The organism is Elstera litoralis, from assembly GCF_000963705.1.
Taxonomy (GTDB): Bacteria; Pseudomonadota; Alphaproteobacteria; order Elsterales; family Elsteraceae; genus Elstera; species Elstera litoralis.
The window spans coordinates 1-849 of the sequence record NZ_LAJY01000931.1 but is presented as its reverse complement, the minus strand read 5'-3'; the positions used below and the strand labels follow the sequence as shown (position 1 = coordinate 849).

At 47.9% G+C, this 849-nt stretch carries 1 protein-coding gene; it reads right to left on the bottom strand.

All coding sequences use genetic code 11. The features are described 5' to 3' along the window. Positions 1 to 831 (bottom strand): ABC transporter transmembrane domain-containing protein (locus tag VZ95_RS20795; protein ID WP_045777565.1); only part of this gene is annotated, 831 nt, incomplete at its 3' end. Positions 832 to 849 lie beyond the last annotated feature (18 nt).

Sequence of the window (849 nt, the reverse complement as noted above, 5' to 3'; positions counted from 1 at the left end):
CAGGTAGCCGCCAATCGAATAAAAGAAAAACGGTGTTAGTTGCGCGATGAAATTATTCAAAAACTTTATAAAGAATTTCCATTTGAAAATATCAAAGCGAATCCAATAGTTAATACCCATCATTTTTGAAAATATGGCGAGATGAAAACGGTTCGTACCATTGGTTTGAATTTCACGCAGCGACAGAGCCGTTTCGGTAATTTCGTCCGAAAGCTCGCGCACTAAATGAATGCGTTGTTTGCTAAGGTTATTCACCTTCCGTTGCAAGCGCGGGATAACGACCATCTGCACGGGGTACAGCGCAATCGCAGCAAGGCCCAAGATTGGATCTTGCAGGCACATGAACGTCAGAATAACCAGCAGCGTGCCGCCCTGAAACGCGGGCACGGCAAAACTATCGCCGATGAAACCGCCCAGGGGCTCAACCTCCGCCGTAATCATCGGCACCAATTGGCCGGGCGGCGTTTTGCGGAAATGATGATTGGGGAAACGCAAAATCCGTTCGTACAGTGCAAAGCGCAACCGCCGGTTCATGCGCTCGCCGACGCGGCCCTTATAGACGTTCAAGAAATACTTGAATGCGCCATTGATAAGTACCAACCCCAAATAGCTGAAACATAACACGAGCAGATGTTCCATCTGCCCCAACTCAAACCCTTGAATGGTCATCGGCCACTCTTTACCCTGGATCGATTCATTCACGATCGTCTTGGGTAAATCGAGCGAATAGTACAGAAACGGAAACGAAACGAGTGTCCAAAGCACAATCGCAATCTGCTGTTTCAGACTATAACGGCAGATAAATCGGAAGAGGGTTTTTYCATCGAGCATCGCGGCAGCTAAATTTGG